The sequence below is a fragment of the Corynebacterium sp. MSK044 genome (assembly GCF_030232825.1).
In the GTDB taxonomy this organism is placed as follows: Bacteria; Actinomycetota; Actinomycetes; order Mycobacteriales; family Mycobacteriaceae; genus Corynebacterium.
Genome location: NZ_JASPJJ010000056.1, coordinates 1 through 834, shown reverse-complemented (window position 1 = coordinate 834; position 834 = coordinate 1). Strand labels below are relative to the sequence as shown.

1 pseudogene is annotated in these 834 nt (G+C 55.0%); it reads left to right on the top strand.

The window, feature by feature from the left end:
• Positions 1-34: 34 nt before the first annotated feature.
• Positions 35-834: pseudogene (locus QP994_RS11240) on the top strand (DDE-type integrase/transposase/recombinase); the annotation flags it as partial.

Below are 834 nucleotides of genomic sequence, written 5' to 3'. Positions count from 1 at the left end.
GCTTTTTGGACGGTTACGGCGGTGGAATAGCCGGATGGCTATTCCATTGCATAAGCGCAGAAAGATCGCAGATTTCGATCCCGTTCGTGACGGCAAGACGGTCACACAGTTTTGCAAAGAATTGGGGATCTCGCGACAGACGTACCACAACATCAAAAACCGGATAGCGCAGAAGGGCCGAGCAGGTATTGTGCCGGATTCGACTGCCCCGAAGAATCCGATTAAGAAATTTGACGAAGCCGACAAAAACGCAGTCATCCACGCCAGGCAACACTTGATGGAGCAGGGCTTGGATTATGGCCCTTGGTCGATCTACTACTTCTTGTTCGACTCTGTCGGTGCCGATCGGACCCGTCGCGTTCCACCATCGCCTTGTGGCTACAGGAGCTGGGGTTTGTCGATGCCAATGCCCGCAAACGGCCGCGGAGTTCCTATAAGCGCTTCGCCCGCGATTTCGTTGGTGAACTCTGGCAGATCGACGGACTGGTCTATCGCCTCTTCGACCAGGCTCACACGCTCATAACGATTTACCAGATCATCGATGATGCCAGCAGATTTGATGTCGGAACCACAGCATTCGCTCTACCAGAAAACGGTACTGATGCACGCGCTGCGCTGGCCGCAGCGTTCGCCGCCTACGGCAAACCCCAAGAAATCCTTTCTGACAATGGCGATGCGTTCGCCACCTACCACCGCGGTTTTCTCTCTGCTACTGAAACTTGGCTCGCCAGCCAAGGTGTACTTGCTATTGCTGGTTTCGCCCCGACAACCCAGGGAAAAGACGAGCGATCTCACCGTACGTTGACCCAGTTCCTCGATGCACGCCACCCAGTC